We start from the raw sequence: 25,534 nt of genomic DNA, 5'->3' as shown, positions 1-25,534 counted from the left end.
TCCATGTTACATTATCTAATTACCAGTCTTAAACGCTGGCAAAGTGCATTGTGTGCAAAGCAAGTACATCATTATTCAGGTGCAGGGCTATGCGTTTTTTTCACTCTGCTTACCGCTTTCTCTGTCAGTGCCTATGCGCAAGACGATAGCGCGGAAACCGAAGCTGCGTTTGCCAATTATGTTTCGGCTTTAAAGAGTGAGGCTGCTACCAAAGGCTTTGACCCTACTATTGTAAATGCCGCATTTGCAGACATTCGTTTTCGTCCAACTGTGGTGAAATCAGATAAGAATCAGCCTGAACGAAAAATTACCTTAGACAGTTATCTTGCTACCCGTGTGCCGGATTGGAAGGTTAACCAAGCTGTCACACTTTATCGTGAAAACAAAACACTGCTCGATAACATAGCTAAAGAGTATGGCGTACAAGCTCGCTTTATCGTGGCCTTATGGGGTAATGAATCTAACTTCGGCAAAATTCAGGGCAACTACAGCGTATTATCGGCTCTTGCGTCACTGGCATTTGAAGGTAGAAGAGAAAAGCTTTTCAAAGACAACTTCTTTGCAGCACTGAAAATACTTAATGAGGGCCATGCCGATGTGACTGCTTTTAAAGGGTCGTGGGCGGGCGCGATGGGGCAAACACAGTTTATGCCTGTGTCTTTTCTCAACTATGCTGTCGATTATGACGGCGACGGCAAAAAGGATATTTGGCAAACGAAAGCTGATGTATTTGCCTCTATTGCGAATTATCTTTCGTCAGAGGGCTGGAATGATCAAGGCACCTGGGGACGGCAGGTCAAACTGACTCGACCGGTAAAAATATCAGGCCTGTCAAAAGCAAATATGAAACCCTTGTCATTTTGGCGCGACCAGGGAGTAACGCGATACGATGGTCGAGATTTACCCAATGCCGATGTCAATGCGTCACTCATTATGCCCGATGGTGAGAATGGCCGGGTGTACTTGGTCTACGACAACTTTCATACACTCATGAAGTGGAATCGTTCTTCTTACTTTGGTGTGTCAGTGGGCTATCTTTCTGAGCGTATAAAGCGAGGTTATTAATGACTTATCAACATATTGACGATCACGGTAAGCCTATTGCACTTCCAGTAAACAAGGTGGTGTGCATTGGTAGAAATTATCTCGACCACATCAATGAGATGAACTCGACAATTTCAGAAGCACCGTTGTTGTTTATGAAGCCAAAAGCGGCAATGTGTAATATTGCAAACGACATCGCTATTCCTACTACACTAGGTCCTTGTCATAACGAACTTGAAGTATCGGTGCTACTGAAAAAAGGACTGAAAAATGCCAGTGAGCAAGAAGCTGCTGAAGCCATTTGGGGTATAGGCTTAGGCCTTGACTTAACGCTTCGCGAGGTACAAGGGGCACTTAAAAAAGATGGTCAGCCTTGGGAGAGAGCAAAGTCGTTTGATAATAGTGCTCCACTGTCTCAATTCATTCCAATTGATGCGTTTGGTGATTTGGACGACCTTAAGTTTACACTTACGATAAATAACGAAGTGCGTCAAAGTGGGCATACAGCATTAATGCTACACAAAATTATCCCGTTAATCGCTCATATGTCGACTATATTTACGTTAGATGCTGGTGATGTTGTACTCACCGGCACACCCAAAGGCGTTGGTCCACTGTTTGAAGGTGACATTTTGTCTATCTCGTTACATGACTATTTTACACTAGAAACAAAGGTAACCGGGGAATGACGACCGCTTTTTGGGAAACTAAATCATTAGAAGAAATGACTCAAAGCGAATGGGAGTCTTTGTGTGATGGCTGTGCAAAATGCTGCCTTCACAAATTCATTGATGATGAAAGCGCAGAAGATTATTCGCCTACCGATCACATTAATACCAATGAACAAATTCATTACACGAACATTGTATGTTCATACCTGAATACCAAAAAGTGCGAGTGTACTCAATATGCTAAGCGTACAGAGCTTGTGCCAGACTGCGTAAAGCTAACAAAAGACAATCTGAAAGATATCTTTTTTATGCCCCCCAGTTGTGCTTACAGACGGTTACACGAGGGAAGAGGGTTACCCTCATGGCACCCGCTTTTGAACAAAGGGAAAAAGCACGCTATGCATGCAGCGGGCATGTCGGTGCGCAACAAGACGGTATTTGAAACCGATGTCGACTTAAATGATTTTGAAGATTACATTGCAATTTGGCCGCTTGAAGATTTGGATTAGTCTTGCATTAAACACTATTTTTAGTCGTTGACGATGGCGTAGAGTAGGGCATCTCTGCCGAATACACGTTTACGGCATAGCCCTTCTTTATTGCAGCCAATACGTTCAGCAACCCGAATGCTCGCCTTGTTATTAGGCTCAACAAAGCATTCTAAACGGTATAAATTCATCTGTGAGAATGCGAGCTTCTTAAGGGCTTCGCAAATGGCGGTTGCTAAACCTCTACCACATGCATCAGGCCTAAGCCAGTAGCCAAGGTTTGCAGTTAGGTGGGTGTGGTTGATGTAATTAATGATCCCCATCCCCAAACACTTTTCATCGTGCATAAGAAGGTAGGTCAAGCCATAACCCGTGTCCCGCGCCTTTTCCATATTCTCGATACATTGCTTTGCCAACGCTGGAGTCACCGGACAAGTCGATGCACCAAACCAAGGTTTGACGTGGTGAATAGAGTGTTGACCAGCTTCACACAACGCATTGCAATGCTTGTGTGCAATGCGTTGGATAGTGACTGGCCCTTGCTCGGTGTGAATGGGCGGGAGCCTAGAAGGAAGTATGGATAGGTCAATCAAAAGGGTTTCTTATCCAACAAGCGGCTGCAAAAAACAACAACGAAAACGACAAAGTAGGCCGCAAAGATAATTTGCATCCACTCAGCCATGCCCATTGATAAAAATTGCCAACTGTCTTCTAGGCAGTCGCCTTCAGCGGCAAATACAGCAGGTAGCCACTCGTGAAGCTGTAACCAAGACGGAAAGTTCGGCACAATTTCGCAGGTAGCAAAAAATGGATTGGCTGCGTTTAAAATACCGATATGCTCTTTAGCAATTAAAAAGCCCCATGCACTAGACACTGCCCAACCTGCAAAGCCCACCATACGAGTGAGTCCATTGTTTTTAATCAAAACAACAAGTGCAGATATAACAATGCCATACATTGCCGTACGCTGGTAAATACACATAATACAAGGCTTAAGCCCCATACCATATTGAAAATACAGCGCGGCTATTTCGAGGGCCAGCGAGGTGGCGAAAAGCACAAGCCACGATGACCTATGCTCTGCCCACTGACTAATATTGTGAATAAGTGAACGCATGGCTTAGTGGCTTACCGTACCAGTGCCAACATCCGTCACACTGTGATGTTCAATCAAGTGCATGTCGTATAACCATTGCGTTGCATCTGCCAGGCCAAGGTAAGTGGCAAGCAAACCTACAATTGTAAGTACAATAGTGTAGGGTAATGCCATCATTACCATCTTGCCGTAAGACAAACGAAGCAAAGGCGCTATTGCCGAGGTTAACAGGAATAGGAATGCGGCTTGTCCATTTGGTGTTGCTACACTTGGTAAGTTAGTACCCGTGTTAATGGCAACGGCAAGCATATCATATTGGTCACGGGTGATTTGCCCAGACTGTAGAGCAGCAGTGACTTCTGTAATGTACACTGAGCCTACAAACACGTTGTCACTCACCATAGAGAGCACACCGTTTGCGAGGTAGAACATTACCATTTGTGTTTCGCCCTCAAACGACAGCACCCAGTGGATAACTGGTTGGAACAATCCTTGGTCGATAATAACTGCAACCACGCCAAAGAATACGCACAACAGTGCTGTAAACGGTAGGGCTTCTTCAAATGCTTTGCCAAGGGCGTGCTCTTCAATTACACCACTCATTGAGGTGGCAAGAACGATAACTGATAAGCCGATAAGGCCCACTGATGCCATGTGGGTCGCTAGACCAACAATCAACCACACGCCAATCAGTGCCTGAACAACAAGCTTAGCGGATTCGCGCTTGCTGCGCCCTTTGTCCATGTGGTCGTTGTAATCAACAAGAATCTGACGCACTGCAGAAGGCAGCTTGGCACCGTAAGAGAATAAACCCGTTTTTTCAAGCACTACGGTTGTCAGTAGGCCACAAACAAAAACCGGAAGCGTTACCGGGGCCATGCGGATGAAAAATTCAACAAAATTCCAGCCTGCTTTATCAGCGATAATAAGGTTCTGTGGTTCACCTACCATTGTCATTACGCCACCTAACGCAGTACCAACAGCTGAGTGCATCATAAGGTTGCGTAGAAACGCCCTAAAATCTTCTAAATCGTGGCTGCCAAGCTCATCGTCGCTGGTATGGTCATGGTCTGAGTGAAATTCTTTGCCCGACGCGACCTTGTGGTAAATTGAGTAAAAACCCAAGCCCACGCTGATGATTACTGCAACTACCGTTAATGCGTCAAGAAACGCCGATAAGAACGCTGAGGCAAAAATAAATGAAAGCGACAATACCAATTTGTTTTGCACCTTGATCACAAGCTTTGTGAACAGGTACATCAACAGGTCTTTCATGAAGTAGATGCCAGCCACCATAAAGACTAGGAGTAACAGTACTTCAAGGTTGACTTCGATTTCGTGCATCATATGTCCCGGCGATGTCATACCGATGAACATGGCTTCAATCAGTAACAAACCTCCAGGCTGTAATGGGTAACACTTAAGTGCCATGGCCAGCGTGAATATGAACTGAATAACAAGCGTCCAGCCTGCAATGTAAGGGTCCACCATAAAGAGGACGGGGTTTACAATGAGAAAGGCAATAATCGTTTTTTTATACCAGTCGGGCGCGTGTCCCAGGAAGTTCTTATAGATCGCCGCGATCATTGAGGTTTGCATGAGTTCCTGTTCCTTTTACAACAAAGCGCACGTTTTTGCGCACTTTCATACTGTGTAGTTCCGGGTATTGCATACATAAGCCGCTGTTAGCGAAAGAGGTTCTCACTCGCTTTGCGGTTTTGCTGCTGTCATTATAGTCGGAAATTAAGCGTACATGATATTAACGCCTTGAGAAAGCAAATCACAGACCCCACCCTGTGAAAGTCACTGAATATTTATCGATTTTTCCTTGATGTTTATTATTTAAATTCAAAATAGAACAATGTTGCTTGTTTTGTAAACAGCGGCTTGTTCTTTTGCTCATGCTAATGGCCATATTTTAATAAGTTGTTAAAAGCTTTACTGGACGCGGCATATTTCAGTGTGATAATAAATGAGCATCTGGTACAATCAGTTACAAAATAACAATAACGTGCAGGCGATTAGTTATGATTTATAAGGCTCAGAGTCCAGCTGGATTCGCCGAAGAATATATTGTTGAATCAATTTGGAGTGGACGTTTTCCACCAGGCACTATTTTGCCTGCAGAAAGAGAACTTTCTGAGCTTATCGGTGTGACTAGAACCACACTACGAGAAGTGCTTCAGCGTCTGGCGCGCGACGGTTGGTTAACAATTCAGCACGGTAAACCCACCAAAGTGAATAACTTTTGGGAAACGTGTGGTTTGAACATTCTTGAGACACTAGCTCGACTCGATCAAGAGGGTATTCCCGAGTTAGTTGATAATTTGTTAGCAGCGAGAACGAATCTTAGTGCCGTGTTTATCAGAGGTGCGATCCGTAACAACCCTCAAGAGTCAGCAGAGATTATTGCTCGATACAAAAACGTTGAACAAGAAGGTTTAGCATTCGCACAATTTGACTATCAAATGTCGCATGACCTTGCATTAGCTTCTAACAATAATGTGTTTGTATTGATGATGAATGGCTTTAGAGGTTTGTATTCGCGAATTGGTGGCTTTTTCTTCACTTACCAACAAGCCCGTGACGTTGCAAATAAGTACTACGCAGACTTATTAGAAGTTGCTGAAAAAGGTGAGTACGACCGCGTGCCGGTTGTTGTGAGAAAATACGGTATTGAAAGTGGTAAGGTGTGGCAAGAAATTCGAGATGAAATGCCAAAAGACTTAGTAGACTAAGTCAGTACTCATCACCTTCAATAAACAAAAGCGCCGTTAAGGCGCTTTTTTGTTGGTTTAGTTATAGAAGCAGAGCCTCAGTCAAATATCTTGTAACACTTTTCATATCCTTTGCCCCGTGCACAACCACATAGCGTGTAGACCAAAAATTCCAATTGGATATACTCAATAGGTTGATAAAAACAAACCTTACAATTGGGAATAAGAATGAAATATGTATGGATTGCACTAGCTGCAGGTGGCCTATTAACGGGTTGCAGTGGCGAAAGCGAGGTAGCAAAAACGCCGATGGAAAAACCACAAAGTACGGCTTCTAGCGTGGTATTGAATACGCAAGCGCAAGCGCCGGTCGCCAAAAGAGTGCCTTACGAAATGACAGCGCACGGCGTCACACGAACCGATAACTACTATTGGATGCGCGACGATTCGCGCACAGATGAAGCCATCCTAGGTCATCTAGAGAAAGAGAATGACTATGTTGAAACGGTATTAGCACCGCTTAAAGAAACCCGTGAAAAGCTGTATGAAGAACTAATAGCGCGTATCGAAAAAGATGACTCTACTGTTCCGGCTTTTTCAAATGGCTATTGGTATTACACGAGCTTCTCAGGCGAGAACGAATACCCAATTTATTTGCGTAAACCGTCGTTAGACGCTCAGCCTGAAGTGTTGCTAAACGCGAATGTTATGTCTGAAGGGCATGAATATTTCAGCATTGGTGACTATGAAGTTAGTACGAATAACAATCTTATTGCTTACTCGGTAGATACCTTGAGTCGTCGCATTTACACCATCAACATCAAGAACCTAAAAACAGGTGAAATGCTTGCTGATGAGCTAGAAGGTACGTCAGGACAAGTGGTGTGGGCGAATGATAATCAACACCTTTTTTATGTGAAAAAAGATCCACAGACGCTTCTGGGCTATCAAGTTTATCGCCACAAGCTGGGTTCACAGCAAAGTGAAGATGTGTTGATGTATGAAGAAACTGACCCTACGTTTTACACCTTTATCGGGAAAAGTAAGGATCATGAAGACATCTACATTTACCACAGCAACACTGATAAGAAAGGCGTAACACTGATTGACGCAAACGAACCTACAAGCGGTACAAATGTCTTTCTACCGCTTCAAGACGGTCAAGAATACAGTGTTGAAAAGTTAGGTAATGCTTACTTCGTATTAACGAATATTGATGCAAAGAACTTTAAGGTAATGAAAGCGCCAGCTGACGCTACCGATGATGTTTCAAAATGGGAAGAGGTGGTTGCACACCGCCCGGATGTATTTGTTCAAGACATCGAAGTGATGAACAACCATTTGGTTGTAAAAGAAAAAGAGAACGGCATGTTGCGTCTTGTGGTGCATAACTTGACTACGGGCGAGCAAAAAGTTTTACCAACACAAGATCCCATTTACGGCGCATTTTTTACAGGCAATACACAGATAGATACTAACAAGCTGCGTCTTTACTACAGCTCCTTGACCACGCCAGCGTCTATCATTGACGTAAACCTTGATACCTTCGAAACTGAAGTTATGAAGCAAACGAAAGTATCAGAGACATTTTCATCTGCTGATTATGCGTCTGAGCGCGTTATGATTGAAGCGCGCGATGGCACTGAAGTACCTGTTTCGTTGGTATACCGCAAAAGCCAGTTTAAGAAAGACGGTACAAATCCACTTTATCAGTATGCCTATGGCTCTTACGGCGCAACTATTGACCCCACTTTCAGAAGTAGCTGGATTTCATTGTTAGACAGAGGATTCGTTGTGGCTATCGCTCACATTCGCGGCGGTCAGATGATGGGTAGAGAGTGGTATGAAGACGGTAAAATGGATAACAAGGTGAATACTTTCACCGACTTCATTGATGTAACCAAAGGCCTAGTTGCAAAAAATTATGCTGACGAGTCACGTGTTTTTGCGATGGGCGGAAGCGCTGGTGGTTTATTAATGGGGGCTATCGTCAATATGGCACCAGAGCTCTATAGAGGTGTAAGTGCACACGTCCCATTTGTTGATGTGGTCACTACCATGAGTGACGCCTCTATTCCTCTAACTACTGGTGAGTATACCGAATGGGGAAATCCAGCCAATAAGGCGGAATTTGAATACATGTTGTCATACTCACCTTACGACCAAGTAGAGGCGAAAGCATACCCCAACATGCTTGTTACAACAGGCCTACATGACTCACAAGTACAGTACTTTGAGCCAATGAAGTGGGTGGCGAAGCTAAGAGAAATGAAAACAGATGACAACCTCCTGCTTTTCAAAACTGATATGGAGGCTGGTCACGGAGGCGCTTCGGGTCGCTTTAAGCGCTTTGAGTCTACCGCTTTAGAGTATGCATTTGTACTGCATTTAGCTGGAGTTTCACTGTAGCGAATACGAAGTTTGCTAGAGCGTAAAACCTCACATTAATACAAAAGCCCGACATTATTTCGGGCTTTTTTTATTTTTTTTAGTTTTTAGTATGCGGTTTCTAATTGTTGAGCGTAAATTGAACTCATGGTGTTGAAGATACACTCACATTTAGCATTCATAGGAGCTGAAAATGACTACTACAGATACAATTAAAGGCAAAATCAACGAAGCTGAAGAAATGGCTCGTAAAATTTGGTTAGCGGGTCTTGGCGCTTATGGAAAAAGCGTAGAAGAGGCACAAGGTCGTTACGAAAAGCTTAGCGAAGAAGCGAGCAAAATGTTCGACGAATTAGTAAGCAAAGGTGAAACACTAGAAGACGATGCGCGCAGCAAGTTCAAGTCTACTACTAATGATGTTGAAAACCGTGTTGCTGACGTTCGTAAAAAGCTAGGTTTAGACTCAGAGCCAGCTGACCAGCGTATCGAAGAGCTATCTGCTAAAATTGATGCACTAACTGAAGCGGTAGCTAAATTAGCTGCAAGCAAGTAAACGTTAGCGTATAGCAAGTTTACAACAACTGCGTTAGTGACATCATATAACACATCAACACTTGATGTGTTGGGACTAGGGCCAAAAACGATACACGTTTGGCCCTTGACCATTCCTACAAAAATCTCCTCACAAGGAGGCATCATGAGTAACAAAAATACGCCAACAACGACAAATACTGGCGAAACCGTGACAGAGAATCCTCTCGTTACGATTAACGGCACTTCATCCTCTTCATTAAAATCGTCACCGCTTTTCGGATGGTTGTTCGCAGGTTCTGATTTGCTTTCAGCAAAACTAGACCAAGCCGCTGGCATGGTGAGTCAAAAAATAGACGACACACATGAGACTATTATGGCGATGCAAGCGAAGGGCATGGAAGTAGAAAGTGAATTAAAACGTACACTTAATCCGTTTTCACTCGTTGATACTGCGCAAAAGCTTGTTACCGCCAATCCGATATTTAGCGTACTTTCGGGTGGTCAAAAAAGACAGCAAAAAGAGCAACAACTCGCGTTGCTAAATGCAAAGGTAGATTTATTGGTCGAGCAAGTGGCATTACTTGCGGCGAAAGAAGCGGCGGCTAAGGTCGAGAAGTCAACGACAAAAGAAGAAGCACCGAAAGCGTCTTCTACAAAGCGTGCACCGGCTAAAGCCAAGACGACAACTCGCACAAGGGCGACGGCAGCCAAAGCGGCAGCGCCTAAAGTGAGCACAAAAACAGCTGCGTCGAAAGCGTCTACTAGTACATCTACAACAAAGCGAAAAGCACCCGCAGCTAAAGCGGCTCCGTCAACAACTGCTACAACGAAAACGTCAAAAAGTGCTGACACTAAGACGGTTTCAAAGGACGGTGAAGACAATTAATGCGTTAGCCTAGCTACCTTAATGAGTAAAAAGCAAACAGAGGTTTGCTTTTTTTATTTGTTCTTCGCCCAAATATTCTGGTGGTTTTTAAAACTGAAAAAGTCGTAAGGTTCCCAATAGCTAGGAACAAGATCGTCGAGTGCATCGGGTGTGAAATCGCTGGAGAGTTCTCTCATGATCTCCATTAGCCGCTCCTTACCAATACGCATTAACTTTTTTCTGTTTGCGGGGAAATATAAATTGCGGCTTTTAGGGACAACTTCATTGCTTCCACTGGAGATATACGTCAAATTTCGAGTAACCACTCTACACAAAGGTTCAGCAGGGTTGGACGGGTTCAGCCCTGTCACAACGGCGCATTCATACTGATCTTTCTCTTGGTCATTTTCGTTGGTAGGAATGAAGGTAATGCCAAAGCCTTGTGGAAAATAGCCAACAATACTCAAAAAGTCTTCAGCAAGCTGTTTGTTCAAGCTGCCTTTTTTGGCCAGTTGCTCAATGAGCATATACCCTTTGGGCAAGCTTAATCTAGAATAGTCAGACTTTGTGGAAAACACGATTGAGGCGTAAATCTGCGGTATTTTAATGACTTCCCCTAAACCTGTTTTTGAGATGAAGGCATCTTTAACCAGTTGAAGTATAAATGCGTTAGCGTCACGGTGAGTTTGCACAAACTTATCGCGTTCTAAACGGTCATTACCTACATATTTAGGCAGCCCCAAGCCTTCAGATAAATACTTTAGCGTGTGGTGATAATTAAGTTTAAGTAAATCTTTTCGTTGAGATTCTTCTAAAAGTCTAAATTCATCTTCATCGCCATTATCGCCTTTTAAAATGCGCAATGCGGCAGGGCACTGCAATCCGATATCCTGTAACAGCGAGGCCGTAATTAACGGAACGCCTAACTCAACTTTCCATTTCTCGCGCCAGTATTTATCGTTTTGAAAACGCGCCGACGACTCACGGTACTTAGACAAATACTTATGCGCGATAGTGTCGTGCTCTAGTAATTTGTCAACGAGTCTTAGAGTAAGTACGGCTTTGTAAAGTGGCTTGAATCTTTGATGGATACGCGGCGATTTACGACCAGAACCCGGTGTCAACAACATGAGCGTGCCTAACAGCTTACCACTTAAATGCTGAGTTTCTTGCCAGTTTTCACCTTCGCACAGTTCAATAAGTTTTTCGCTGACTTGCTGCAAGCGCTCTAGGCGAGATAACCGTTCTTCTTCTAGTTTTTCTCGGTTGTTTTTGATTTGGTCAGACAGCTGCTCTGCCAGTATTTCTTTGTTTTTTTGCGCTTTAATCTTGTCGAGTTGCGCAACGAGGTCAAGTGTATGCTTTTCAAGCGACGGAGTAAGGCTAAAATAATGATTAGCATCCTCAAAAACAGAGCCGTAGCCTATTTCGTGAGGGTAAACCATGTTTATCAGTTGTTTTACTTGTTGCGTGTAAATGCTGTCGGGCTTTGGGCTTTTTGCGCTCACCGTCGTCCTTACCAATCTAACTGGGCGTTACCGTTTAGCTTTAACCATTCTTACGATAACTAGGGGCGATGAGTTTGCTTTTTGGGCTAACGAACAAGGTGTCCTAATTCCACCGCCTCGCGTTTTTTCAATTGTGCCAGATGATACCTCAAATTTTCACTTATTTTGGTATTTCTTTTTATAACGTGCAGTTGTGGCCACGAAGCGCGTTCACCACTCGCTATGAGTTGCTGAATACTCTGTAAAGTCGGGTTAGACAATACCTGTGACAAGTTTCTAATTTGTCGCTTAGGGAGTATGTTGATATTGCCAACATATTGCTGATCAATAATAGAGCGTACTTTATGGATTGCCAATTTTGCCGCTTTATTTCCTGTTAAGCGTTCAATGATATCTATGGCAAAAATGCTATTAGTCTTAGCAAGTTGACCAATGTGGCGTGCAGACATGTCCCACAAGGAATTAGGATCAATGCGATTAGATGAAATAAACGGAACCGCAAGCGGGTTAGTTTGACTCACAATGCTATGGTTAACGCCATAAAGCCTTGCGAGACGGTCAAAGGGTAAGTCTGCCATAAGTGAACCATCTGCGAAGCGTCTGTTCGGAATGTAAGGCACTACCTCACCACTGAGTGTCTTTGCACGTAATTGAACTGGGCTAAAAATAATTGGCACGGCGCACGAGGCGCGAACCGCTTGGGTAATAATGGCATTTGGCGATGTTTTAGCATTGAGCAAACGCGAATGTTGATGAAGGTCGGCAGGTGATACCGTGATGGTGATGTGGCGGCCCGTCTTTTTAAAGGCCTCCTCGAAGGTGGTTAAGTCGAACAGTTCGATAAGTGCGTTCTCTAGCACTGAACTGTCGAATAAACTCTTTTTGCCGAGCCCTGCAAAACTGCGCCAGTGTTTAAAGGATTCATAAATAAATTCGGCGCTTAACGACTCAAGTAATTCGTCGTGATCGCGCGTGCCAAGCATAGCGGCAATAATAGAACCCGCACTTGCCCCTGACACTACAGTGGGCAGTAAATTTTTCTCGTTAAGCGATTTCACCACGCCGGCGTGAAAAAAGCCAAGGCCTGCTCCGCCTGATAGCATTAGACAACTGCGACCAAACGCATGAGCTGTTTCTTCAAAGAATGATAGCTTTTCGTAGAAATCGACGTCGTTTTCGTCGGCGTGATAAATTTGCTCTAGCGCAGTGATAACCTCATCAATAAACTGCTCTATCAGGTATTTCGTACCGATTTTGCACTTACTAATTAGTACGGGGTTGGCGATATTGCCCAGATTGCCATGGAGCCCTTCGTGAAGAATTGACATAAGCGCATGTATGTCTCCTTTGCCGCGGGCTAGCTGCAAACGTTGAACACGCTTTCTAATTAATTTGTAATCGTAGTCGTCGCTGGCATCTTTCGCTTTCCATTCTTCGGCACCAGAAAGGGCATCATGTGCAAGACATGCTGCTTCGTATTCATCACTACTACTAGCATGCTCAATGTCATGTTCTAGTTTTTTTAAACGCAAATCGAATACTGCCATGGCAACTACCTATTCAGTTTGAAAGACTGAGCAACGCGCTTTTTAACCAGCAGACACGCTACTTTTACGTCAACATAGTTCAGTGTAAGTCTGAATTTTAGAATCTACTACCTAGAAAATCAGAATTTGTTGAGTGTGTATATATTCCACTTTTTAGCCGCACATTCACTTGTTTTCAATCAACAATTAGCACTAAATGTCACTTTTACATTGACCAAATCCTATGCACTCAGTAGCCTGAGAAAGAAAATAATAAATCGGACCACTTACTCGCAGTATGGAATGGAATTTTGAAACGCTCACTCTGCTATCTATCCCGCTGATAAGCGCCATAGTAGGCTGGCTAACAAACTATTTAGCGGTAAAAATGATGTTTTACCCTATAGAGTTTGTTGGCATTAAACCTATATTTGGATGGCAGGGGCTAATACCCGCCAAACGCCGCCAAATGGCAGAGATTGAAGTTGAATTGGTGTTGGGCAAGCTGCTAAGCGTTGAAGAATTAGCGCAGCGTTTAGACCCCGACGAGCTCACTAAGGCAATGGAGCGTCGCTTAAGCCAAGTGATACGAAAAGTCGTCAATAATGTGATGGCTGAGTCAGCCCCTCAGTTGTGGGCTGCGTTGCCTGTGCAAGGCAAAAATTTGGTATACCAGCGAATCGAGAATGACATACCTAATGTGGTTCACAAAATGGTGGACGACTTTCAGCACAATGTGTCTGAAATTTTGGACATTAAAGAACTTGTTGTTGAACAGTTAGTTAACTCACCAGAGCTGATCAATGAAATCTTTCTGACAGCAGGTAGTAAAGAATTTCCGTTTATCGTTCGCTCGGGTTTTTATTTTGGTTTTCTGTTTGGTTTGCCAACCATGTTGTTGTGGTATTTCTATCAGGCATGGTGGATATTGCCGTTAGGCGGGCTCCTGGTGGGGTATGCGACGAATTGGATTGCCATCAAAATTATCTTTGAGCCGAAGCGCCCCAGAAAGCTGGGCCCTATGACCATACAAGGTATGTTTTTAAAACGGCAAAAGGAAGTGTCTGAGGTCTATTCATCAATTATCGAAGAAAAACTGATTACCCCTAAAAACATTACTAATATTATTTTACATGGCTCTGGTTCAGCACAACTACTTGAGCTTATTGAGCTGCATGTCAACGACGCCATTGAGCGATACGTTGCCATCGCGCAGCCGTACTTTGCCCTTGGGGTAGGGTCGGAAAATTACCATAAAATGAAAGCATTAGCCGTGCAGCAAATCTTTGACAATTCAGACAAGTATCTTATGTATGCGTTTGACTATGCCAATGGTGCTTTGCACGTAGGTCAAGACTTGAGTGAGCGCATGCAGGCACTTTCTGCTGAAGAGTTTGAAGGCGTACTGCGCCCAGCTTACCAGCAAGATGAATGGAAGCTCATTGTAACAGGTGCAATATTGGGCATGGTGGCAGGCTTCGCGCAGTTGTACTTTGTTTTTATGTGATAGTGAGAAGTTGAGCATCCAGGCGAGATAAGTTAGCGGTACGATTGGGTGAGTAAACACAGATAAAAATGCCTCTATTGAGGTGCAATAGGTGTTGAATTTGTATTTATGAAAACCGCACAAAGGATTTTATTGACGGCATTGACCCTGTTTAACGAGCATGGTGAGAATACCGTAACCAGTGTTGATATTGCCGTTGAGCTGGATATCAGTCCGGGCAATTTATATTACCACTTTAAGGGCAAGGATAGCCTTGTGACAGCGCTAATGAAAATGCACGAACAGCAAATGCAAAAGCTGCTTGTGAAAGACAAGCTCGATACCTTGCACGCTGAAGATATTATGTATTACCTGTATTTGCTGGTGGATAGTATTCATGTGTTCAGGTTTTTCTATCGAAGTCCAGCAGATTTGGTTGAGAAATACCCCTCAATTATTCGCTCCCGCAAAAACATTCTATCGAGTTTACGCTCGCAGCTTACTTACCTTTTCGATTCGCTTCGCCAGCGTGAAGTATTACTAGCGAACAAATCCGACAATGCGTTACTTGTCGATTTGGTGTCGCTCATAATTACGCAATCATGTCAGTTTGATGAGCTCAATAGTCATATGGAAGACACGCTTCAGAAGTACCATGCGCTTTCATTAATGATGGTAGCCATTTTGCCAAGGTTAGCGTTAAGTGACGATGAAAAGCTGAAGTTGGAGCAAACGCTCAACTCGCACGATTTTGTAAAAGATTTCAAAACCCAGTCGCCCCTCGACTTTGCTTAAAGGAATAATGATGGCAAAAACGCTCAGTTTCTTAGATAAGTCTTTTTGGATAACCGAGTCTGATGAGAATCCAAAACACGTTGCATGTTTGCAGCTACTTGCCATGCCGAAAGGGGCCAAAAGCACTGAATACGTACCTGAACTTTTTCAGGAAATTCGAGGGTTTGCCCGAGCGACATCGCCATTTAACTGCGCGGTAAAAACGGTTCTCGGTTATCCAGTAGGCTTCGTTCCGGTAAAAAAATTGAACATGGACTACCATGTTCAGATACATAAGGTGGCTGATGTGACTAACCGCGAAGCATTAGATGCGTTTGTTGCACGTTTGCACGCCTCACGCCTTGATCCTGACAAGCCGCTCTGGCAATACCACTTTATCTTCGACGAAAACAGCGACACATTTGCTATCTATGCGCGGGTTCATCACATGTATGGCGATGGTGCGACTTTGGTGCGATGGTTTCAATCAGGCTATGTGCCACACTCTCACGACACCAAATTTACGCCAGTGTGGGCCGTTAAACGCCTAAGGCATAAAAAGCGCGACCCAATCAGTTTTTATAAACGTTTGGTGGGCGTGGGGTATGCGCTAAAAACCGTACTTGATTTGTGTATTATCTTTTTGCGCATATTCATGAAATTGGTAAGAGTTAACCCACACTATATGCCTATTCCTTTTACTGGCACGAAAACGGTGCTTACAGGGCAAGTTAAAGCGGGCAGGGCAGTCGCCACTATGGACCTAGACTTTACACGCGTAAAACAGTTAGCCCGCCGTACGCGTTCTACAGCCAACGAAGTGCTGCTTTGCGCGTTTGATATTGGTGTGCACAAGCTATTACAAGATCATGGGCAGGTGTTCAAAAAAGCTCTTTTTACCAACATGCCTATCAACCTAAGAAAACCTGGCGAGAAAACCACGGGTAATAAAATTGCCATTGTGCCTGTGCAATTAGCCCATGGCGAAACCGACCCGTATCTGCGTTTACGACAAATTGTGGTTAATCACCGTATAGTGAAACACGCCGCGCAACACGCAAGACCTGCCGCGTTTAGTGGCTATACCATCGCCATTCAGTCATTAGCCCTTGTATTTGAGTGGCTTAGGCTTTCAAGTGTGGTTAAGCCCATCGCCAATATTCTGATATCTAATGTTCCAGGGCCCAAAGACACCCGCTACTTAAAAGATGCAGAGTTACTTGCGTGTTATCCCATATCAACGATGACGCCCGGAGGCGGTGTTAACATTACCCTTATGACCTATGCTGGCACGGCTAATGTAGGTTTGGTGTGTTGTAATAAGAATATAGAGTCTTTGCAGCCTCTAGCTAAATACGTTAGTGAAGCATTTGATATGCTTGAAGCCAGTGTTGATGATCCTCGATTGAATATAGAGGACATTGGTGAGCAAGTAGAGGTGATGCCGGTGTCTATTGTGAGTGATCATTAAGGTAAAAACGAAGCACGTTATCTTCAACGCGCACGTTTTTACCCAGGCGAGCAAACAAGACTTCTCGCCATTGTGTATCACGCATGCGGTGGCTTAAATCGTCTTGAGTGAGCTGTCGAGTAATGGCGTTATCTATTTGTGGTTTGTGGTAATCAAGAATAGCTTGTTTTGACCCTGAAAGATAAAGCTTTAAATACTCTGATGCCATATCTGACGTGCCTGCCGTAAACAACGAAAGGGCAGAGCGCAAAGGTTTGCCCAGCAGCGAGTTTAAGCTTTTTGGAAAAAACTTAGATAACAGAAATTGCGTATCACGAATAAACGCATAGTCGTCGTTAATTAACGTGAGCGTGTCCGTGGTTAAATTGGTGAGGTACAGGGTTTCAGCATTAGTGTCGTAGTGCGGAGTAGCACTTAATGCAAATACGATGTGGGCACGATAAATAGTGCTTGCAGCCACTTCAATATGAACGGCAGCTAAGCATTGCAACCCAACGCGATTGGCGGCGTTATCCAGAGTCACTTTGCCTTCAAGCACATTTACTGTACCTACACCAACTGGAATATCGAAAGTAAATTGGTAAGGAAAGGCATCTTCGATGAGTGCTTGAAGCTCAGGTTGGGTAAAGTCGTCGTGATTGAGTTTTCCAAATTTTACCAACCATGTGGCGATAAAGAGTGTTATGCGGTCTTTAAGCGTTAATTGCGTTGTTATCATAGTTGTTTTGACCGCTGCCCGTCACGAGGTTGTATATAAAATGGTAAGTTGAAACGTTACCAATGTACTACATAAGAGCTACACAAGAGCACGTATACTTAATAGTTCATTTTTTTGAACGTATAGCTTCTAAATTACCAAGATTATTAGATTTTTTAAAACTTACAATATAAAACTTTTCTCGCTGTAGTGTTATTTGGTAATCTGGTCGTACCACAACATTTTATTAACAAGTTGATGCCCTAAGTATATCACTACTATTTAGTGGCAAGGAGTAAGCGTAATGAGTGAAGTACTAAATAAATACGATTACATCATCGTAGGCGGTGGCTCAGCCGGCGCAGTACTTGCCACGCGACTATCTGAGAATCCAGCATTAGATATTCTGCTTCTTGAGGCTGGTTCAAAAGACACCAACCCGTTTATTCATATTCCCTTTGGCCTATCATTGTTAAGCCGCTTTGAAGGTATTGGGTGGGGTTATCATACCGCACCACAAAAAGAGATGTATGACCGTGAGCTGTTCTGGCCCCGTGGAAAAACCCTTGGCGGTAGCAGTTCCGTTAACGCTATGTGCTATATACGGGGTCAAAAAGAAGACTATGACCGGTGGGCACATGAAGAAGGGGCGACGGGATGGTCATTTGATGAAGTCTTGCCTTACTTTAAGCGTGCTGAAAATTTCGAAGAAGGCGCTGATGAATATCATGGTACAGGTGGCCCGTTAAATGTCAGCAAATTACGCCATACCAGTGTGCTGTCAGATGCCTTTGTGAATTCAGCGTCGTTTGCAGGGTATCGGCAACTTGATGATTTTAATAGAGATGACCGGGAAGGGCTGGGCTATTACCACGTAACTCAGGTTAACGGTCAGCGTTGTTCAACTGCAAAAGGGTATTTGACCCAAGCTAAACATCGCAACAACTTAACGGTACTTACCAAGGTAGCCGCTGAAAAAGTTCTGCTGAAAGAAGGTAGGGCAATTGGTGTTCAGGTAAGAGAAAAAGGCGCTGTTAACCGCTATTTTGCCAAAAGCGAAGTGATATTGTGCGGAGGCGCTATCAATTCACCGCAACTTTTAATGCTATCTGGCATTGGTCCACGTGCCGAATTAGAAGAAAAGGGGATCTTTGTACAACAAGATTTGCCGGGCGTAGGCCAAAACTTACAAGACCATCTAGACGCGATTGTCCAATACACCTGTAAAGCCCGCGAAGGGTACGCAGTTGCAGCGGGTGCACTACCGTCTTATGTTAAGGCTACGGCTGATTATGCCTTTAAGCGCAAAGGTATATTCTCTTCAAACATTGCCGAGTCTGGCGGGTTTGTGAGTTCTAGTCTTGCAACACAGGGACCAGATATTCAGTTCCATTTCTTGCCCGCTATTTTAAATGATCACGGGCGACAACTGGCCTTTGGGTATGGATACGGGTTACACGTGTGCTGCTTGTATCCCAAAAGTCGCGGTACAATTTCGCTGCAGAGTAACCATCCTGCAGATCAAGCTTTGATTGACCCTAATTATCTTTCTGCTGAGGAAGATCAGCAGGTAATGATTGAAGGTGTGAGAATTGCCCGAAAGTTACTTTCAGCACCAGATTTTGAGAAATTTGGTGGCAGTGAACTGTATCCCGGTGAAGACGCGCAAACCGATGAAGAGATTCTCGACTTTTTGCGAGAGCGGGCAGAGACGATTTATCACCCCATAGGCACATGCAAAATGGGCAGCAGCGATGATCCAATGGCGGTTGTGGATAATCAATTAAATGTGCGAGGCGTAAAAGGGCTTCGTGTAGTGGATGCCTCTGTAATGCCAAGCTTGATTGGTGGCAATACCAATGCGCCTACCATCATGATTGCAGAGCGCGCCGCTGAATTTATTAAAGCGGCCCACGAAGGGCAACCAATACCTATCGCAAGCTAAGATGTGAAAAATTCACTGCAAAAAGCGCTAGGGTGTTTGCATAAACAGATCGGCGGCACAGTCACACATTTCTTCAATGTGACTGTTGTCGGCGTAAATCCCATCTATAAGAAGTCGCGCAATACCGTGTAGCGTGCCCCAGGTGACCTGGGCTAATCGCAAGGCATCTTTGTTATCTGGCAACAGGCCTTTTTCTTGCCAGTAGCGTGTCATGGTCACCTGGAATTGAAAGCACGGAAAGGCCACCTCTTTTAAATCATCTGTCGCAGCGTTGTTGCGCCAGATGGTGCGACCAAACATCAATTCGTACATTTCAGGGTTATCTGCCGCATACCCGACATATTCGTGTACAAACTCTCTAAAACGCGACTGTGGTGTTTTGTCTTCTTGTTCAAAAATACGTTTTGCAGCGTTATGCCAATCACTAAAGCCTTTGGCGGCTATTGCGCTTAGCAAAGCACTTTTGTCTTTAAAGTGATGATACGGCGCTGTGCGTGAAACGCCTGCATCTTCAGCAAGCTTTCTCAATGACAGACTGTCTACGCCTTGGTGTGCAAGGCGCTTTGTTGCAACCTCTAGTAGGGTGCTGCGCAAATCACCATGGTGATAAGTTTGTACTGCTGATGCCATAAGTAAACACGAATTCCGAAAACATTGACTACACTTTTGAGTCCATAGGCAGTGTTGCGACTACCCTAGGTGCACGGACAATGCCTCTTAAAAAGCACAAGGTCAATACACCGCGGCCCAATACCTTACTTTTTATCTTGACACTGTCAACATAGCCTTTTATCTTGACGCTGTCTAGTTTGCAAAATTGTTAATAGGAATTCGCCATGGAGACAGCGCAAACCATGAATTACTCTACGTTAGAGATTAAAACCGAAGGTCATATTGCTCATATTGTGTTAAACCGCCCAGAAGCGATGAACAGTATGAATCCTGCTTTTTGGACCGAATTACCGGCTGCGGTGCGTGCTATTGACGATGCCGCCGAGGCAAGAGTTATTGTGATTTCCTCTACAGGAAAGCATTTCTCAGCGGGTATGGATTTATCTGTCTTTTTGAATATGAAAGAGGATTTTAAAGGCGACCCCTCACGTCGCGCGGAACGCATGCGCCGTATGGTCATGCTGCTTCAAGATAGTTTTACTGCCATAGAGCAAGCTCGTATGCCCGTTATCGGTGCTGTGCAAGGTGGTGCAATTGGCGGTGCAGTAGATTTACTGAGCGCTTGTGATATGCGCTACTGCACTACTGATGCGTTCTTTACAATCAAAGAGACTCAGCTTGGTATGACCGCGGATGTAGGGACATTACAACGCCTTCCAAAACTTATTCCCATTGGCATCGTAAAAGAATTAGCGTACACCGGGCGCAACTTTGGTGCGCAGGAGGCGCAGCAACTGGGTTTTGTTAATCGCGTCTTTGATGATCAAGCCACCATGCTTGAAGAGGTCATGACCATTGCTAAGCAAGTAGCGGCAAATTCACCACTCGCCGTATCGGGTACCAAAACCATGATTAATTACGCGGTAGAGCACACCGTGGCAGAAAGTCTCAATTACATGGCGACTTGGCAAGCGGGTATGTTCCAAATGGAAGACGTATTTAAGGCCATGGAAGCACAAAAGACAAAAGTACTACCCGACTACCCGCCGTTACATGGCGCGGTAAAGAAAATGAATTCATAACAATAAAAATTAACGTCGTCGCGTTAAAGCGACAATACATTATTAAAAATACAACGTTATAAAATTATCAGGTATTTCTTATGAACCAGACCGTTACTGATCATTCTGTTTATCCTCATTTATTTCGTCCACTCGATCTTGGTTTTACGACGCTTAAAAATCGCGTGCTTATGGGCTCTATGCACACAGGCTTAGAAGAATTGCCAGACGGCCATAAGCGTATGGCCGCATTTTATGGTGAACGTGCCAGAGGTGGTGTAGGCCTTATCGTTACTGGCGGTATCGGCCCAAATGAAGAAGGCGCTACGCATCCTTCTACATTTCGCTTAGACACCGACGAAGCAGTAAAAAATCATAAAGAGGTGACCGATGCCGTGCATATTGCTGGCGGCAAAATTTGCATGCAAATACTGCATACCGGTCGTTATGCGTACAGCCCAAAACTGGTTGCACCATCAGCAGTGCAAGCGCCAATTAACCCTTTTAAGCCTAAAGCACTTGAAGCAGACGAGATTGAAAAGCAAATAAAAGATTTCATTACTGCGGCGACTCAAGCGCAGCGCGCCGGCTACGACGGCGTTGAGATCATGGGCTCAGAAGGGTACTTCCTGAACCAGTTTATTGCTAAGCGCACCAACCATCGTGATGATGAATGGGGTGGTGAATATGAAAACCGTATTCGACTGCCTATCGAAGTGGTTCGCCGTGTACGCGAAGCGGTAGGTAAAAACTTTATCATTATTTATCGTCTATCTATGCTTGACTTGGTAGAAGGTGGCTCGACGTATGAAGAGGTGGTTCAGTTAGGTAGAGAGATTGAGCAAGCGGGTGCAACTATTATCAACACGGGTATTGGTTGGCATGAAGCGCGAATTCCTACTATTGCGACCAAAGTACCTCGCGCGGCCTTTACATGGGTAACCGCGAAATTTAGAGAAGCACTGTCTATCCCCGTAATTACGTCTAATCGCATTAACACGCCAGAGGTGGCTGAAGAAGTACTTGCCCGCGGCGATGCAGATATGGTTTCAATGGCGCGCCCTTTCTTGGCAGACCCAGAGTTTGTGCGCAAAGCGCAACAAAATAAAGCAGACGAAATTAACACGTGCATCGGCTGTAACCAAGCCTGCTTAGATCACGTATTCAACGGCAAAATGACAAGCTGTTTGGTTAATCCGCGCGCCTGTCACGAGTTAGAAATTAACATTAAGCCTGCCGAAACGAAAAAGCGTGTTGCGGTTGTTGGTGCTGGACCTGCTGGACTAGCGGCAGCGGTAACTTCGGCCCAGCGAGGCCATGACGTTGTCGTTTACGATGCAGCCAGTGAAATTGGTGGCCAATTTAATGTGGCTAAACAAATTCCAGGTAAAGAAGAGTTTTATGAGACGTTGCGTTATTTTGCCCGTCAAATAGAGCTTCACAAAAATATTACGCTTAAACTCAATACCTATGTCGATGCCGCTGCGCTTAATGATGAAGGGTTTGACGAGGTTATGGTTGCAACAGGCATTAAACCGCGCACGCCTGCTATCGAGGGTATCGAGCATGAAAAGGTACTGACTTACCTTGATGTATTAAAAGATAAAAAGCCGGTAGGCAACAAGGTGGCTATTATTGGCGCTGGTGGCATAGGGTTTGATACAGCTGAGTATTTATCTCACGGAAAAGAAACGCCAAGCCAAGATATTCCTGCGTTTATGAAAGAGTGGGGTATTGATATGACATTCTCTGCTCGCGCGGGAATTGAAGGTGTTAAACCGCAGCCAGAACCATCGCCACGAGAGATTTTCTTGTTACAGCGTAAATCATCAAAAGTGGGCGCAGGGCTTGGTAAAACAACCGGATGGGCGCACCGCGCAGGGTTACTGGCAAAAGGCGTTACTATGATCCCAGGGGTGTCGTACGACAAGATTGATGATGAAGGCTTACATATTACGGTAGAGGGTAATAGCCAAGTGTTGCCGGTGGACAACATCATCATTTGTGCGGGCCAAGAGCCCATGCGAGATATTGTTGAAGGACTTAACATGCCATACCACTTGATAGGTGGGGCTGACGAAGCATTAGAGCTTGATGCTAAGCGCGCTATTGATCAGGGCACGCGCGTATGTGCTGAAGTTTAGCGTGTAAAGTAATCTAAAAAGTACAAAGGTAAAAAGCACTTATCTATGAAGTGCTTTTTTATCGTTTCGACAGCCAAAGCTCGCTAGATTGTGGCTTAATGGAGAAGTCGAATTCACCCAATACATTCATTCCCAGTAAACCATCGGTGTCAGGCAATGCCGCCTCTGGTAAAACAATGGCTGATACGTTTTCAAATTCATAACCTGCAAAGTAAAAACGCGGTATTTGCACTAAGGGGGCTTCAATGGTGCCTGATGCCGTACCAACGTTAAAGTTACCTAAAAAGGTAAGCCTGCGCGTACGGCCAAGTCGCGCGTACAACCTTGATGAAATTGCGGTTGTCGTGGCGCCTGTATCTAAAATCATCACCGCTTTCTGATTCAGTGCTTTTGCCTGAATACGGTATTGGTCACCTACGCGAGTGAGAGCAATGCGTTTTTCACTGCCTTGCATGGATGGCGATTCAAAAGGTGACGCTTGTTCAGGTTCTTGATTGCTTGTGGCATAGGCCAAATTTCGAATGGCCTCTGCTTGAGCGTCAAAGCTAGGTAACGCGGCAAGCGCGTCTTCCATTAGCGTAAGTTTTTGCTGATGAGCGTAAGCCTCGGCCAGATTAAGCGCAAAAAGACGGACATCAGGTAAACGTTGGAACAAAGGCTCATTGAGCATGGCCACAAGCTCCCACTGGGCTTCTTTACTTAACTGCGCTTGGGCTTGTTGGTACAGCTGTGTCACTTTTGCTCTTATGTCTTCTTGAGCTTCAAGTGAGAGGGGAAGTTCCAGTAAGTCGTAGTAGTGAACCAGTGCTATCGGTAGCGGTTTGGTGAGCTTTATAAGCTCAGCTTCTATTAACAATAGCGATTCGTCAAAAGGGGAGGCTTTTAGCTGTTCTGTTAGGTATTGAGACAACTGTTCGTAGTCGCCGTCATTAAGCAGCGTTTGCATCCATTGCTTTTCATTTACTTGTCTTGTCGTTGTGGCTACGTCTGCTTGCCAACTCGTTTCACCACTATTGTTGTTTACTTCTCGAGGTATCAGCTCAGCGGTGCTATTTTCTGTATGCTCTGAGGTGGGTAAACACGAATTACTGTCGCTTTGATTTAATGCAAACCATAAATAAACATTAAGCCCTAGTGATAGCACCAAAAGACCGACAAGTAGCACTGCCAGCGTGGCCCTCATTGAGGCTGCTCCACATGGATACAAGCCTTGCCATAGGCCTCGGTAAATTGTGCAGGCATACGCTTGGGGGCGCCAGTATCTAAACTTACACATACAAATGTCGTAACCGCGTCAAACACGGTTTTCATACGCTTAGGGCAAATAAATTGAAACTGCCGTTTAAGGGTTAGTTTTGAATCACAGTGCACAATCCACGTTGCACAATATAAACTATCGCCTAAATAGGTGGGCAAGTGATAATTCAGTTCGTGGCGCTTGATCACCATGCCGCGATTAAGTGATTGGTAGTCTGAAAAGTGAAGGCCGAGCGCGTTTGAATGAGCCCACGCGAGTTTTTCAAGTTGCGTTAAATAGGCCACATTATTCACGTGCTGATAGTGATCAATATGGGTCTTATCTATATGCCACTGCTCAATAAATGGCGCATCATGCATCCAAGGTAGCGCTAGGTCGGTCAAATTCATTCCTTAAGGTTGTAAAACGTCAGGCAGAGGATTGTCATCCGGCAGCGTTAGCGTGTCATCAAACAAGCGGTGCATTAGCGCGCTTTCACGTTCAAGCACAGGTCGAATAAAACTCTGCACATCGCCAATGGCTTTAAACGCATTAAACCCTCTTTCGAGAAACTCGTGAAGCGCTAGCAGGCCTGCCAGTTTTGCAGGTCGGCGAGACAGCGAAATAAGCATACCAATTCCTCGAATCTTGATGACATCGGCGAGTTGATCACCAAGATGTGAGATAATTTCAATTTGATGTTGTCGGTCATCGCGTCTGCCCACATGGCGATACGCTTCGGCATAGCTGTGTTTATCTATTGGTTGACCTGCAAAATGCGCGTTGAGATATTGCGCCATAGCCATATCAAGGTCGAACGATAGGGCATTTAACGACAGCGCATCGTCCATGGCGTTCATTGCTTTGTCGGGCAATACTTTGGCTAATTTGGGTATTACACGCACTAAATCAGCATCTCGTTGGCTGAAATCTTTTGGTCCATATAACTCTTCTACAAAAAACGCCATGGCTTTTTGATATCGCTGCTGTTGGGCTAAATCATCATGGCTTACCAACAGTCGCTGGCACTGCCAATGCTGTAATTCATGAATCTTGTGCATCACATCTAACTTAGTGGCAAGGTCGCGAAGTGCATTCACCCTGTGGATGTGTTTTATGATTTCTTGTGCCAAAAATAAGCTCCGACGTAAAAAAGAGTAAACCTAGATTGACCCAACCAGCTTTTGCTTTCAAGGGACAAGTTTAATCCCTTTGGCTTTTACTGGTATACTTCGCGCCCAATCTTAAGCAGTTCATGGATAAGGTTAAC

The 25,534-nt window shown here is 44.5% G+C and carries 23 protein-coding genes; 13 read left to right on the top strand and 10 right to left on the bottom strand.

The features are described from left to right. Positions 1-3: 3 nt before the first annotated feature. The 3 genes from LHL20_RS11250 to LHL20_RS11240 are packed head-to-tail and all read left to right on the top strand — an operon-like array spanning position 4 to position 2,224. The gene (locus LHL20_RS11250; RefSeq protein WP_226433392.1) at positions 4-1,065 is read left to right on the top strand and encodes a lytic murein transglycosylase; all 1,062 of its coding nucleotides are present in this window, start codon (positions 4-6) and stop codon (positions 1,063-1,065) included. Then, complete coding sequence (locus tag LHL20_RS11245) at positions 1,065-1,733, top strand: fumarylacetoacetate hydrolase family protein (RefSeq protein WP_226433391.1); 669 nt, start codon at positions 1,065-1,067, stop codon at positions 1,731-1,733. Before LHL20_RS11250 ends, LHL20_RS11245 begins: the two co-directional genes overlap by 1 nt. After that, positions 1,730-2,224, top strand: coding sequence for a YcgN family cysteine cluster protein (locus tag LHL20_RS11240; protein WP_159626267.1), 495 nt, complete (start codon positions 1,730-1,732; stop codon positions 2,222-2,224). Before LHL20_RS11245 ends, LHL20_RS11240 begins: the two co-directional genes overlap by 4 nt. Before the next feature lie 20 nt (positions 2,225-2,244). Here LHL20_RS11240 and LHL20_RS11235 read toward each other — a convergent pair whose 3' ends face one another. The 3 genes from LHL20_RS11235 to nhaB are packed head-to-tail and all read right to left on the bottom strand — an operon-like array spanning position 2,245 to position 4,898. After that, positions 2,245-2,796, bottom strand: coding sequence for a GNAT family N-acetyltransferase (locus LHL20_RS11235; protein ID WP_226433390.1), 552 nt, complete (start codon positions 2,794-2,796; stop codon positions 2,245-2,247). After that, positions 2,793-3,320: a disulfide bond formation protein DsbB gene (dsbB, locus tag LHL20_RS11230; RefSeq protein WP_226433389.1), complete on the bottom strand. Its 528-nt coding sequence runs from the start codon at positions 3,318-3,320 to the stop codon at positions 2,793-2,795. Before dsbB ends, LHL20_RS11235 begins: the two co-directional genes overlap by 4 nt. Before the next feature lie 3 nt (positions 3,321-3,323). Continuing rightward, positions 3,324-4,898, bottom strand: a complete 1,575-nt coding sequence (gene nhaB, locus LHL20_RS11225; protein ID WP_226433388.1) for a sodium/proton antiporter NhaB — start codon at positions 4,896-4,898, stop codon at positions 3,324-3,326. 428 nt (positions 4,899-5,326) lie between these two features. Between nhaB and fadR the strand changes: the two genes are divergently transcribed. From fadR to LHL20_RS11205, 4 genes are all read left to right on the top strand, one after another. Next, positions 5,327-6,037 carry a fatty acid metabolism transcriptional regulator FadR gene (fadR, locus tag LHL20_RS11220; RefSeq protein WP_226433387.1) on the top strand — a complete coding sequence of 237 codons (711 nt, stop codon included), beginning with the start codon at positions 5,327-5,329 and terminating at the stop codon, positions 6,035-6,037. Between the two features lie 207 nt (positions 6,038-6,244). Then, positions 6,245-8,425 carry a S9 family peptidase gene (locus tag LHL20_RS11215; RefSeq protein ID WP_226433386.1) on the top strand — a complete coding sequence of 727 codons (2,181 nt, stop codon included), beginning with the start codon at positions 6,245-6,247 and terminating at the stop codon, positions 8,423-8,425. A gap of 172 nt (positions 8,426-8,597) precedes the next feature. Continuing rightward, a complete protein-coding gene (locus LHL20_RS11210; RefSeq protein ID WP_159626257.1) occupies positions 8,598-8,957 on the top strand; it encodes a phasin-related domain-containing protein in 360 nt (119 codons plus the stop codon). 144 nt (positions 8,958-9,101) lie between these two features. After that, entirely contained in the window at positions 9,102-9,824 is a 723-nt protein-coding gene (locus LHL20_RS11205) for a hypothetical protein (RefSeq protein WP_226433385.1), read from the top strand. Between the two features lie 53 nt (positions 9,825-9,877). Here LHL20_RS11205 and LHL20_RS11200 read toward each other — a convergent pair whose 3' ends face one another. Both LHL20_RS11200 and LHL20_RS11195 read right to left on the bottom strand, forming a co-directional pair. After that, complete coding sequence (locus LHL20_RS11200; protein WP_226433384.1) at positions 9,878-11,311, bottom strand: hypothetical protein; 1,434 nt, start codon at positions 11,309-11,311, stop codon at positions 9,878-9,880. An 86-nt stretch (positions 11,312-11,397) separates the two neighbouring features. Then, positions 11,398-12,858 carry a DUF3336 domain-containing protein gene (locus tag LHL20_RS11195; protein ID WP_226433383.1) on the bottom strand — a complete coding sequence of 487 codons (1,461 nt, stop codon included), beginning with the start codon at positions 12,856-12,858 and terminating at the stop codon, positions 11,398-11,400. Between the two features lie 277 nt (positions 12,859-13,135). On the opposite strand from LHL20_RS11195, the gene LHL20_RS11190 reads away from it, so the two are divergent. From LHL20_RS11190 to LHL20_RS11180, 3 genes are all read left to right on the top strand, one after another. Continuing rightward, complete coding sequence (locus tag LHL20_RS11190) at positions 13,136-14,344, top strand: DUF445 domain-containing protein (RefSeq protein ID WP_202261914.1); 1,209 nt, start codon at positions 13,136-13,138, stop codon at positions 14,342-14,344. 108 nt (positions 14,345-14,452) lie between these two features. After that, positions 14,453-15,118, top strand: a complete 666-nt coding sequence (locus LHL20_RS11185; protein WP_226433382.1) for a TetR/AcrR family transcriptional regulator — start codon at positions 14,453-14,455, stop codon at positions 15,116-15,118. A 10-nt stretch (positions 15,119-15,128) separates the two neighbouring features. Beyond that, a complete protein-coding gene (locus tag LHL20_RS11180; RefSeq protein ID WP_319003227.1) occupies positions 15,129-16,568 on the top strand; it encodes a wax ester/triacylglycerol synthase domain-containing protein in 1,440 nt (479 codons plus the stop codon). On the opposite strand, the gene LHL20_RS11175 is transcribed toward LHL20_RS11180, so the two are convergent. After that, a complete protein-coding gene (locus tag LHL20_RS11175) occupies positions 16,549-17,286 on the bottom strand; it encodes a DUF1439 domain-containing protein (RefSeq protein ID WP_226433380.1) in 738 nt (245 codons plus the stop codon). The genes LHL20_RS11180 and LHL20_RS11175 overlap by 20 nt on opposite strands. A gap of 283 nt (positions 17,287-17,569) precedes the next feature. On the opposite strand from LHL20_RS11175, the gene LHL20_RS11170 reads away from it, so the two are divergent. Next, complete coding sequence (locus tag LHL20_RS11170; protein ID WP_226433379.1) at positions 17,570-19,210, top strand: GMC family oxidoreductase; 1,641 nt, start codon at positions 17,570-17,572, stop codon at positions 19,208-19,210. Between the two features lie 27 nt (positions 19,211-19,237). Here the strand turns inward: LHL20_RS11170 and LHL20_RS11165 are convergent, their stop codons facing one another. Continuing rightward, positions 19,238-19,840 carry a TetR/AcrR family transcriptional regulator gene (locus tag LHL20_RS11165; RefSeq protein ID WP_226433378.1) on the bottom strand — a complete coding sequence of 201 codons (603 nt, stop codon included), beginning with the start codon at positions 19,838-19,840 and terminating at the stop codon, positions 19,238-19,240. Between the two features lie 224 nt (positions 19,841-20,064). On the opposite strand from LHL20_RS11165, the gene LHL20_RS11160 reads away from it, so the two are divergent. Beyond that, positions 20,065-20,904, top strand: a complete 840-nt coding sequence (locus tag LHL20_RS11160; RefSeq protein ID WP_226433431.1) for a crotonase/enoyl-CoA hydratase family protein — start codon at positions 20,065-20,067, stop codon at positions 20,902-20,904. An 80-nt stretch (positions 20,905-20,984) separates the two neighbouring features. After that, positions 20,985-23,027: an NADPH-dependent 2,4-dienoyl-CoA reductase gene (locus LHL20_RS11155; RefSeq protein ID WP_226433377.1), complete on the top strand. Its 2,043-nt coding sequence runs from the start codon at positions 20,985-20,987 to the stop codon at positions 23,025-23,027. A gap of 58 nt (positions 23,028-23,085) precedes the next feature. On the opposite strand, the gene LHL20_RS11150 is transcribed toward LHL20_RS11155, so the two are convergent. The 3 genes from LHL20_RS11150 to LHL20_RS11140 are packed head-to-tail and all read right to left on the bottom strand — an operon-like array spanning position 23,086 to position 25,397. Beyond that, positions 23,086-24,210: a retropepsin-like aspartic protease family protein gene (locus LHL20_RS11150; protein WP_226433376.1), complete on the bottom strand. Its 1,125-nt coding sequence runs from the start codon at positions 24,208-24,210 to the stop codon at positions 23,086-23,088. Next, complete coding sequence (locus LHL20_RS11145; RefSeq protein ID WP_226433375.1) at positions 24,207-24,674, bottom strand: acyl-CoA thioesterase; 468 nt, start codon at positions 24,672-24,674, stop codon at positions 24,207-24,209. Before LHL20_RS11145 ends, LHL20_RS11150 begins: the two co-directional genes overlap by 4 nt. Positions 24,675-24,677: 3 nt before the next feature. Further along, positions 24,678-25,397: an FFLEELY motif protein gene (locus LHL20_RS11140; protein WP_226433374.1), complete on the bottom strand. Its 720-nt coding sequence runs from the start codon at positions 25,395-25,397 to the stop codon at positions 24,678-24,680. Positions 25,398-25,534 lie beyond the last annotated feature (137 nt).

Origin of the sequence: Alteromonas sp. McT4-15, from assembly GCF_020515205.1 — a bacterium.
Classification (GTDB): domain Bacteria; phylum Pseudomonadota; class Gammaproteobacteria; order Enterobacterales; family Alteromonadaceae; genus Alteromonas.
The sequence above is the reverse complement of the archived record's forward strand: the minus strand, read 5'-3'. Positions and strand labels throughout refer to the sequence as shown.

Bases quoted from the DNA above. Each gene is read 5' to 3' on its own strand.
- LHL20_RS11145 (WP_226433375.1), bottom strand. From the start codon at position 24,674: ATGAATTTGACCGACCTAGCGCTACCTTGGATGCATGATGCGCCATTT.
- nhaB (WP_226433388.1), bottom strand. From the start codon at position 4,898: ATGCAAACCTCAATGATCGCGGCGATCTATAAGAACTTCCTGGGACAC.
- LHL20_RS11250 (WP_226433392.1), top strand. From the start codon at position 4: ATGTTACATTATCTAATTACCAGTCTTAAACGCTGGCAAAGTGCATTG.
- LHL20_RS11240 (WP_159626267.1), top strand. From the start codon at position 1,730: ATGACGACCGCTTTTTGGGAAACTAAATCATTAGAAGAAATGACTCAA.
- LHL20_RS11210 (WP_159626257.1), top strand. From the start codon at position 8,598: ATGACTACTACAGATACAATTAAAGGCAAAATCAACGAAGCTGAAGAA.
- LHL20_RS11215 (WP_226433386.1), top strand. From the start codon at position 6,245: ATGAAATATGTATGGATTGCACTAGCTGCAGGTGGCCTATTAACGGGT.
- LHL20_RS11195 (WP_226433383.1), bottom strand. From the start codon at position 12,858: ATGGCAGTATTCGATTTGCGTTTAAAAAAACTAGAACATGACATTGAG.
- dsbB (WP_226433389.1), bottom strand. From the start codon at position 3,320: ATGCGTTCACTTATTCACAATATTAGTCAGTGGGCAGAGCATAGGTCA.
- LHL20_RS11170 (WP_226433379.1), top strand. From the start codon at position 17,570: ATGAGTGAAGTACTAAATAAATACGATTACATCATCGTAGGCGGTGGC.
- LHL20_RS11150 (WP_226433376.1), bottom strand. From the start codon at position 24,210: ATGAGGGCCACGCTGGCAGTGCTACTTGTCGGTCTTTTGGTGCTATCA.
- LHL20_RS11160 (WP_226433431.1), top strand. From the start codon at position 20,065: ATGAATTACTCTACGTTAGAGATTAAAACCGAAGGTCATATTGCTCAT.
- LHL20_RS11205 (WP_226433385.1), top strand. From the start codon at position 9,102: ATGAGTAACAAAAATACGCCAACAACGACAAATACTGGCGAAACCGTG.
- LHL20_RS11165 (WP_226433378.1), bottom strand. From the start codon at position 19,840: ATGGCATCAGCAGTACAAACTTATCACCATGGTGATTTGCGCAGCACC.
- LHL20_RS11175 (WP_226433380.1), bottom strand. From the start codon at position 17,286: ATGATAACAACGCAATTAACGCTTAAAGACCGCATAACACTCTTTATC.
- LHL20_RS11185 (WP_226433382.1), top strand. From the start codon at position 14,453: ATGAAAACCGCACAAAGGATTTTATTGACGGCATTGACCCTGTTTAAC.
- LHL20_RS11245 (WP_226433391.1), top strand. From the start codon at position 1,065: ATGACTTATCAACATATTGACGATCACGGTAAGCCTATTGCACTTCCA.
- LHL20_RS11190 (WP_202261914.1), top strand. From the start codon at position 13,136: ATGGAATGGAATTTTGAAACGCTCACTCTGCTATCTATCCCGCTGATA.
- LHL20_RS11155 (WP_226433377.1), top strand. From the start codon at position 20,985: ATGAACCAGACCGTTACTGATCATTCTGTTTATCCTCATTTATTTCGT.
- LHL20_RS11180 (WP_319003227.1), top strand. From the start codon at position 15,129: ATGGCAAAAACGCTCAGTTTCTTAGATAAGTCTTTTTGGATAACCGAG.
- fadR (WP_226433387.1), top strand. From the start codon at position 5,327: ATGATTTATAAGGCTCAGAGTCCAGCTGGATTCGCCGAAGAATATATT.